8 protein-coding genes are annotated in these 8,042 nt (G+C 64.5%); 7 read left to right on the forward strand and 1 reads right to left on the reverse strand.

Annotated features, from left to right (window positions below; translation table 11 throughout):
- Positions 1 to 9 precede the first annotated feature (9 nt).
- The gene (locus tag DESPIG_RS11530) at positions 10 to 333 is read right to left on the reverse strand and encodes a hypothetical protein (protein WP_006008912.1); all 324 of its coding nucleotides are present in this window, start codon (positions 331 to 333) and stop codon (positions 10 to 12) included.
- Positions 334 to 506: 173 nt separating this feature from the next.
- On the opposite strand from DESPIG_RS11530, the gene DESPIG_RS11535 reads away from it, so the two are divergent.
- From DESPIG_RS11535 to DESPIG_RS11565, 7 genes are all read left to right on the forward strand, one after another.
- Entirely contained in the window at positions 507 to 1,187 is a 681-nt protein-coding gene (locus tag DESPIG_RS11535; protein ID WP_006008913.1) for a substrate-binding periplasmic protein, read from the forward strand.
- A gap of 69 nt (positions 1,188 to 1,256) precedes the next feature.
- Entirely contained in the window at positions 1,257 to 2,858 is a 1,602-nt protein-coding gene (locus tag DESPIG_RS12975; protein ID WP_006008914.1) for a GGDEF domain-containing protein, read from the forward strand.
- Positions 2,859 to 2,889: 31 nt separating this feature from the next.
- Entirely contained in the window at positions 2,890 to 3,531 is a 642-nt protein-coding gene (locus DESPIG_RS11545) for a phosphatidylserine decarboxylase family protein (protein ID WP_006008915.1), read from the forward strand.
- Positions 3,532 to 3,549: 18 nt separating this feature from the next.
- Positions 3,550 to 4,341 (forward strand): CDP-diacylglycerol--serine O-phosphatidyltransferase, encoded by a 792-nt coding sequence (pssA, locus tag DESPIG_RS11550; RefSeq protein ID WP_006008916.1) that lies wholly within the window; start codon positions 3,550 to 3,552, stop codon positions 4,339 to 4,341.
- A 120-nt stretch (positions 4,342 to 4,461) separates the two neighbouring features.
- Positions 4,462 to 6,009, forward strand: a complete 1,548-nt coding sequence (locus DESPIG_RS11555) for a 2-isopropylmalate synthase (RefSeq protein ID WP_006008917.1) — start codon at positions 4,462 to 4,464, stop codon at positions 6,007 to 6,009.
- 169 nt (positions 6,010 to 6,178) lie between these two features.
- Positions 6,179 to 7,441, forward strand: coding sequence for a 3-isopropylmalate dehydratase large subunit (locus DESPIG_RS11560; protein WP_006008918.1), 1,263 nt, complete (start codon positions 6,179 to 6,181; stop codon positions 7,439 to 7,441).
- Between the two features lie 27 nt (positions 7,442 to 7,468).
- A complete protein-coding gene (locus DESPIG_RS11565) occupies positions 7,469 to 7,969 on the forward strand; it encodes a 3-isopropylmalate dehydratase small subunit (protein ID WP_006008919.1) in 501 nt (166 codons plus the stop codon).
- Positions 7,970 to 8,042 lie beyond the last annotated feature (73 nt).

An 8,042-nucleotide genomic window follows, 5' to 3' on the forward strand; every position in this document is an offset into this window, starting at 1 on the left:
GATGTTCCTCTACTGACGGAAGGGACTGCGCTGCCGGGGGACGGCCCGGTAGGCGGGATCTTCGGGCGAGATGTCCCGGCCCATGTGGCGCATGTACATGTTGAACTGGCTGCGCTGCATGGACTGCATGACGTCCGGCCGGTTGAAATAATACAGCATGGTCTGGGTGCTGTTGTTGCCGGTCATGGGCTGGCGCATGCTGTCGGCGCCGCTGACACCGGCCGGCATGGTGTCGGGCTCGGAGGTCCCGGTGCCGATATCCTTGGGGCCGCAGGCGGCCAGCAGGGCCGTCAGGACGCAGACGGCCAACAGGAAAAGGGGCGAATGTCTCATATTCCACCTCGGCCCGACTATACGGACTGGCGGCGTGGCTGGCAACCGCACAAAGGGCTGGCTTTTGCCGCAGAATAGTGTAGGGTGCAAAAAATTACTATTGGTAGTTACGTATGCGACAATTTCTTATCGTTGCCCTATGTTTATATCTTTGCCTCGCTGCTGCGTCCGCAATGGCGGCCGGCAAGGAGCTGCACGTCGGCCTTACGGACGAGTATCCGCCCCTGTCCTATGTCGACGCGAACGGACAACGGCGCGGCTTCGAATTCGATCTGGCGGCCGATCTATGCCGCCGTCTGGGGCGCACTTGCGTCTGGACGTTCGGGACGCAGGAAAAATTGCTGCGGGGGCTCAGGGACGGCAGTCTGGACCTGATCTTTGCCCAGCGGCTGGAGCCAAAGCAGGAAGGGCTGCTCTACAGTACCCCGTACTACCATTCGCGGGCCATGTGCATCGGGCGTCCCGGCGGACGCGGACCGGATGAGGCGGGCGCCCGTATCGGCGTTTACCGGGGGTCGGTGCTGGTGCAGCGGGCCCGGGGCTTCTGGCCGGAGGCCATCATCGTCACCGGCAGCGTGCAGGAACTCATCGAGCGTCTGAAGCAGGGCGGCATAGATGTGTTGTTCATCAATGATCTGGCAGGCTATGCCTTTTTGCTGACGGACGCCGGGCTGGAGTTCGACCGGCTGGATATCCCCTTCGATGCCGAGACGCGCGCCACCGGGAGCTGCGTGGCGGTCAGGGCCGGGCGCCACGATCTGCTGGCTGCCGTGAACAGGGAGCTGAAGACGCTGCTTTACAGTGGCGAGCTCCACAACCGCAGCCGCAACTATTTCCAGTACATCATCTACTGATACCGGGCGGCGGCACGCTGCGGGATCACCACGGTCCCTTTTCCGAAGGAGAGTTTCCAAGGTCTTGCCATGATAGGTTACATCCGCAACAAACCTTTGCCGGCCCGCCGCTATCTGGCCCTGCTGGTTCTGCCCTGGTGCGTGATGCTCCTGCTGGCGGTGGCCGTGCTCTGGCCGTATCTGGCCCGTTTCCGCACCACGGTGGAGGCCCTGCAGGATGTCCAGCTGCCCGGGGTCCTGGAGGCCCAGCGCACCCGGACCAACCTGAACATGCTGCGCAAGCAGCTGGCCATCATCTATCTGGCCGAAGCCCCTCTGGAGCGGCGGCGTGCCCGTCTGCATGCCCAGGCCCTGCTGGCCGGCATGGAGCATGACCCCTCGCCCGTGGCCGGCATCGTCCTGGACTTGGGCCCGCGGGTCCGGCAACTCTACGATGTCTGCATGGAGGCGGACAGGATACTTTCCCGGCTCCACCGCCACGAGATGGAGATGATGCTTGCCCTCAACAGCCTGGAGAGGGCCACGGGACGGCAGCTGGCCGATGAGGTGATCTTTTCCCATACCGGCCGGGACGGCGTGCGCCACGGCCAGAAAGCCTTTGACGAGATGCGTCGTTTGCTGGCTCCGGTGGACGAGATATGCGCAGGAGCCGGGGAATCCCGGGACATCTGCGACCTGTTCGGGCAGCGCAAGCTCGCTCTGGCCGGAGCCTGGAGGGAAAAACTCGCTGCCGACGCCCAGGCCCGTGCCCTCTGGCAGGCGCTGGAAGACGAGCTGCAACGGCTTGTCAGCGTCATCTCCTCGCGTGAATTGCAGCGATCGCTGGAAGAGGCCGAGTCCCTTTCCGAAGCGACGGATTACATCGTCTGGAGCATCTTCCTTTTCACGCTGGGCCTGCTGGCCTTTTTGCTGGTCCTGCTCCTGCTGTTGCGGCGCGACCTGCTGCGGCCGCTGGTGCGCATCGCCGGGAACCTTTCCCGCCTGCGCGACGGCATGCAGCCGGAGCCCATCCCCGCCGTCCACATCACCGAATTGCAGGAAGTGGTGGACATCGTGCCCGACATCGGCGGCTACCTGGGCTCGCTCAAGGAACGCAGCTGCCGTCTGGAAGAGGAGAAGGACGCCTACTCCCGCATGAGCCTCATGGACAGCCTGACGGGCATCCCCAACCGGCGCGCCCTGGACATGCGGCTTGCGGATCTGGCGGAGCTGCGGCAGACGGTCAGCCTCATCATGCTGGATGTGGACCTGTTCAAGATCTATAACGATACGCTGGGCCATCAGGAAGGGGACGCGTGCCTGCACCGGGTTGCCCAGGCCATGCGGGACGGCCTGCGCGGCGGCGACCGCGAGATCTTCCGCTACGGCGGGGAGGAGTTCGCCGTGGTGCTGGACGGGGTCCCGCCGGAGCATGCCCTGCACGTGGCCGAGCGTCTGCGCCAGGCCGTGGAGCAGCTGGGCATCCCCCACCCCGGCAGCCCTGCCGGACGTGTGACCATCAGCCTGGGCGTGGCCGCCGTCGGAGAGCTGACGCCCGAGATTCTGCCCCGGCTCCTGGAGACCGCCGACAGCGCCCTGTACAGCGCCAAGGAGCACGGACGCAACAGGGTCCACCTTGCCGGGGAGATCGTGAAAAAGTCCGCTTGCCTTGCGGCGGGCGACAGGCTATAGCTCAGTTTTCCATCCCATCAGGAGATAATGCATGCGCCCTGCTTCTTGCGGCATCACCCCCGAAGGCTGGCCCACCATCGGCATCACGGCCCTGACGGCCCTTGTTTTCGCCTGCCTCGACTGGCCGGTCCCCGCTGTCCTGGCCCTGGCCCTGTGCTGGTTCGCCTTCCACTTCTTCCGTGACCCCGAACGCGTGGTGCCCACCGCGCCCGGCCTGGCCGTCAGCCCGGCCGATGGCCGCGTCATCCGCATCGAGCGCAAGTCCGATCCCCTGACCGGTGACGAGCGTACCTGCATCAGCATCTTCATGAACGTGTTCAGCGTGCATGTGAACCGCTCGCCCGTGACCGGGGTGGTGGAGCAGATCCGCTACTGGCCGGGCAAGTTCGTCAATGCCGCCTACGACAAGGCCGCCACCGACAACGAACGCTGCGGCTACCTGCTGCGCGGCGAAGACGGCGCCGCCTGGACCATGGTGCAGATCGCCGGGCTCATCGCCCGCCGCATCGTCTGCCGCGTGTCCGAAGGCGATGCCCTGGAGCGCGGCCAGCGCTACGGTATGATCCGCTTCGGTTCCCGTGTTGACCTTTACCTGCCCGAAGGCTATGTTCCCTCTGTGAACATCGGCGAGCAGGTCTTTGCAGGCCAGAGCACGCTTGCCACCAGAAACTGATTTCGAGTCGAGTGGAGCATGGTTGTGGACACCCAGCCGCAAGAAAAAAAACTGCCCGTACACAAGAGCATCTACCTCCTGCCCAACCTCATCACGTCGTTGAGCATGTTCATGGGCTTTTTGTCCATGGTCTGGGCTGTGCAGTCCCGTTTTGAAGAAGCGGGTCTGGCCATCGTGCTGTCCGCTCTGCTGGACGGCATGGACGGCAAGGTGGCTCGCCTGACCCATACGGCCAGCGAATTCGGTGTCCAGTATGACTCCCTGGCTGACCTCATCGCCTTCGGTCTCGCTCCGGCCTTCCTGCTCTGGCAGTGGCAGCTGGAGAGCCTGGGCCGCTTCGGCGTGGTGGTGGCCTTCCTCTTTGCCGCCTGCGGTGCCCTGCGCCTGGCCCGCTTCAACATCAGCACGGCCGTGACCGGCAAACGTTTCTTCATCGGGCTGCCCATCCCCGCCGCGGGCTGCACAGTGGTGGCGTTTTTGTATTTCGCCGGCATCCTGCCGGAGTTCTTTCTGCCCGCCCTGCCCTATGTGAGCATCATCATCGCTCTGGGCCTGGGCGTGCTCATGGTGAGCCGCGTGCGCTACTTCTCCTTCAAGGAGTATGATTTCCTGCGTGCCCATCCGGTGCGCTATCTGCTGGCCGTCATGGTCATCTTTGGCCTGGTCTACGCCCAGCCGCGCCTGTTCGGCTTCCTGCTCTGCGCCGTCTACATCTGTGGCGGCCTCTACTACTCTTTCGTTATTCTGCCCCGTCGTAACCGTCAGCTACTACGCGCCCTGAATCTGCAGGACGAGGAGAAAGCTGCGTAACGGTTTGTCGCCCCGCGGGGGCGGAGAGGACCTTCTGATCGCCGCCGGCAGGGCGGCCGTTATGCAGTAGCATAACAAACAAGCACCCTTCGCGGGTGTCCGATCAGAGGAGTCAGATCCATGTCCAACCGCGTGTTCTTTTTCGACACCACCCTGCGTGACGGCGAACAGTCGCCGGGCGCTACCATGAACCTTCAGGAAAAGCTCCGTATTGCCCACCAGCTCGAAGTGCTGGGCGTGGACATTATGGAAGCCGGTTTCCCCGCCTCCAGCCAGGGGGATTTCGAGTCCGTGCAGCGTATCGCCCGGCAGGCCAAATCCATCCAGGTGGCCGGTCTGTGCCGCTGCATGGACAGCGACATCGACCGCTGCTGGGAGGCCGTGAAGGACGCCAAAAATCCCCGCATCCATACCTTCCTTTCCACTTCGCCCCTGCACATGAAGTACAAGCTGCGCAAGGACCCCGAAGTGGTGCTGCAGATGATCGAAGCCGGGGTGCGCCGCTGCGCCGGGTACACCGACAACGTGGAGTTCTCCGCCGAGGACGCCTCCCGTTCCGAGCGTGACTTCCTCTGCCGCGTGGTGGAGACCGCCATCAAGGCCGGCGCCACCACCATCAATCTGCCCGACACCGTGGGCTATGCCCAGCCGCAGGAATTCGCCGACCTCATCCGCTACGTCATCGAGAACACGCCCAACAGCGACAAGGCCATCTTCAGCGTGCACTGTCACAACGACCTGGGCCTGGCCGTGGCCAACACCCTGGCCGCCCTCAGCGTGGGCGCCCGTCAGGCCGAGGTGACCATCAGCGGCATCGGCGAACGCGCCGGCAACGCCGCCCTCGAAGAGCTGGCCATGGCCCTGCGCGTGCGCAAGGACTACTACGGTCTGGAGCACGGCATCGTCACCGAGCAGCTCTATCCTTCCTGCCGCCTGCTCTCCATGACCATCGGTCAGCCCATCCCCAACAACAAGGCCATCGTGGGCGCCAACGCCTTTGCCCATGAGTCCGGCATCCATCAGGACGGCATGCTCAAGAACCGCGAGACCTACGAGATCATGACCCCGCAGTCCGTGGGTCGCAACGAGAGCAACCTCGTCATCGGCAAGCATTCCGGCCGCAATGCCGTGCGCAACAAGTTCGAGAGCCTGGGCTACAGCCTGGACGACGACCAGCTGCAGATCGTCTTCGAGGCCGTCAAGGCCCTTGCCGACCGCAAGAAGACCCTGCATGACGACGACCTCATGGCCCTGGTGCAGGAAGAAGTCTACCGCATGCCCGACCTCTACCGCCTGCGCCATGTGAGTGTGCAGAGCTCCGATGCCGGCGGCGTGCCGCCCACGGCGGCCGTGCTCATGGACGTGGATGGCATGGAAAAGAGCGGCGCCGGTTTCGGTGTGGGCCCTGTGGACGCCATCTTCAATGTCATCAACGATATGCTGGGCCGTGAGCCCCAGCTGGAGCAGTACGCGGTCAACGCCGTCACCGGCGGCACCGACGCCCTGGGCGAAGTGACCGTGCGCCTGCGCGAAGGCGAGTTCTCGGCCGTGGGCCGCGGCGCCCATCCCGACATCCTGGTGGCCACGGCGCGTGCCTATGTGAACGCCCTCAACCATCTGGCCAAGAAGGAAAAGGAAGGCGAGCGTCTGCACTGCCAGCACAGCTAGCATGGATCGGGGGAGGGGAAGGGCCGGCCTGTTGGGGAGGCCCTTCTCCCATCCTTCCTCAACCGCGCTTCATCAACGAAGCCTTTTCCCGTTTTTCTGCGTGGGGTCCTGCCCCCGAACAATGCATTCCACGGGAGCGTCCCCGCGTCCCGGATCAAGGAGAACCATCATGCCTCAGACGCTTGCGCAAAAGATCCTGCAAGCCCACACCGACGACGTCATCGAGCGCGACGGACAGATCGTCCAGTGCCGCCTGTCCCTGGTGCTGGCCAATGACATCACCGGCCCCCTGGCCATCAAATCCTTCAAGGGCATGGGCGCCAGCCGCGTGTTCGACAAGGACAAGATCGCTCTGGTCATGGACCACTTCACGCCCCAGAAGGACATCGCCTCGGCCAACCAGGTGATGATCAGCCGCCAGTTCGCCCAGGAGCAGGGCATCACCCACTACTACGAAGGCGGCGACTGCGGCGTGGAGCACACCCTGCTGCCCGAACGCGGTCTGGTGGGCCCCGGTGACGTGGTCATCGGCGCGGACAGCCACACCTGCACCTACGGCGGCATCGGCGCCTTCGCCACGGGCATGGGCTCCACCGACATCGCCGCCGGCATGGCCCTGGGCGAGACCTGGATCAAGGTGCCCCCGACCATCCGCGTGAACATCAACGGCCAGATGCCCAAGTGGCTGCGCGGCAAGGACCTGATGCTGCTGCTCATCAAGACCATCGGCGTGGACGGTGCCCTGTACAAGGCCCTGGAATTCGGTGGCTCCGTCATCGATGCCCTGCCTGTGGAAGGGCGTCTGACCATGGCCAACATGGCCATCGAAGCCGGCGGCAAGGTGGGCCTGTTCGCCGTGGACGAGCTCACCCGCCAGTACTGTGCCGAACACGGCCGCCCCGGCGTGACCATGAGCCTGGCCGCCGACGAAGGCGCCGTGTACGAGCGCGTGGTGGACATCGACGTGACCGGCCAGGAACCCGTGGTGGCCTGCCCGCACCTGCCCTCCAACGTGAAGAACGTTTCCGAGCTCAAGGACCTGCCCGTGCAGCAGGTGGTGGTGGGCTCCTGCACCAACGGCCGCATCAGCGACATGCGCGATGCCGCCGAGATCCTGCGTGGCCGCAAGGTGGCCAAGGGCGTGCGCTGCATCGTCCTGCCCTCCACCCCCGCCGTGTGGAAGCAGTGCCTCAAGGAAGGCCTGATGGAAGTCTTCATGGATGCCGGCTGCATCGTGGGCCCCTGCACCTGCGGTCCCTGCCTGGGCGGCCACATGGGCATCCTGGGTGACGGCGAACGCGCCGTGGCCACCACCAACCGCAACTTCCGCGGCCGTATGGGCAGCCTGGATTCCGAAGTCTACCTGTCCAGCCCCGTGGTGGCGGCCGCCAGTGCCGTGGCGGGCTGCATCGCCGGCCCTGACCAGCTCTAAGCCGTTTTTTTCAGAAAGGATCACGTCATGAATTACAAAGGTACGGCCCACAAGGTGGGCGAACATATCGATACCGATGCCATCATCCCCGCCCGCTTCCTGGTGACCTCCGACGCCAAGGAACTGGGTGCCAACTGCATGGCCGGTCTGGAACCTGACTGGGTCAAGCGCGTGAAGCCCGGCGACATCATGGTGGCCGGCCGCAACTTCGGCTGCGGTTCCTCCCGCGAGCACGCCCCCATCGCCATCCTGGGTGCGGGCATGCCCGTGGTCATCGGCCACAGCTTTGCCCGCATCTTCTACCGCAACGCCTTCAACATGGGCCTGCTGCTCATGGAAGTGGGCGACGACGTGGATAAGATCAATGACGGCGACGAGCTGGAAGTGGATGCCGCCACCGGTGTCATCCGCGACCTGACCAACGGTGCCGAGATCCAGTGCCCGCCCCTGCCGGCCTCCATGGCCGCCATCCTGGCCAAGGGCGGTCTGGTCAATTATGTGAAGGAACGTCTGGCCGCCAAGGGCTAGGCGGACAGCTATTGGCTGAGGGGGAGAGGGCCCCTTTTGAAATAGGGGCCCTCTCCCCCTCAAACTCCCCCTC

The sequence above is a fragment of the Desulfovibrio piger ATCC 29098 genome (genome assembly GCF_000156375.1).
GTDB lineage: Bacteria > Desulfobacterota > Desulfovibrionia > Desulfovibrionales > Desulfovibrionaceae > Desulfovibrio > Desulfovibrio piger.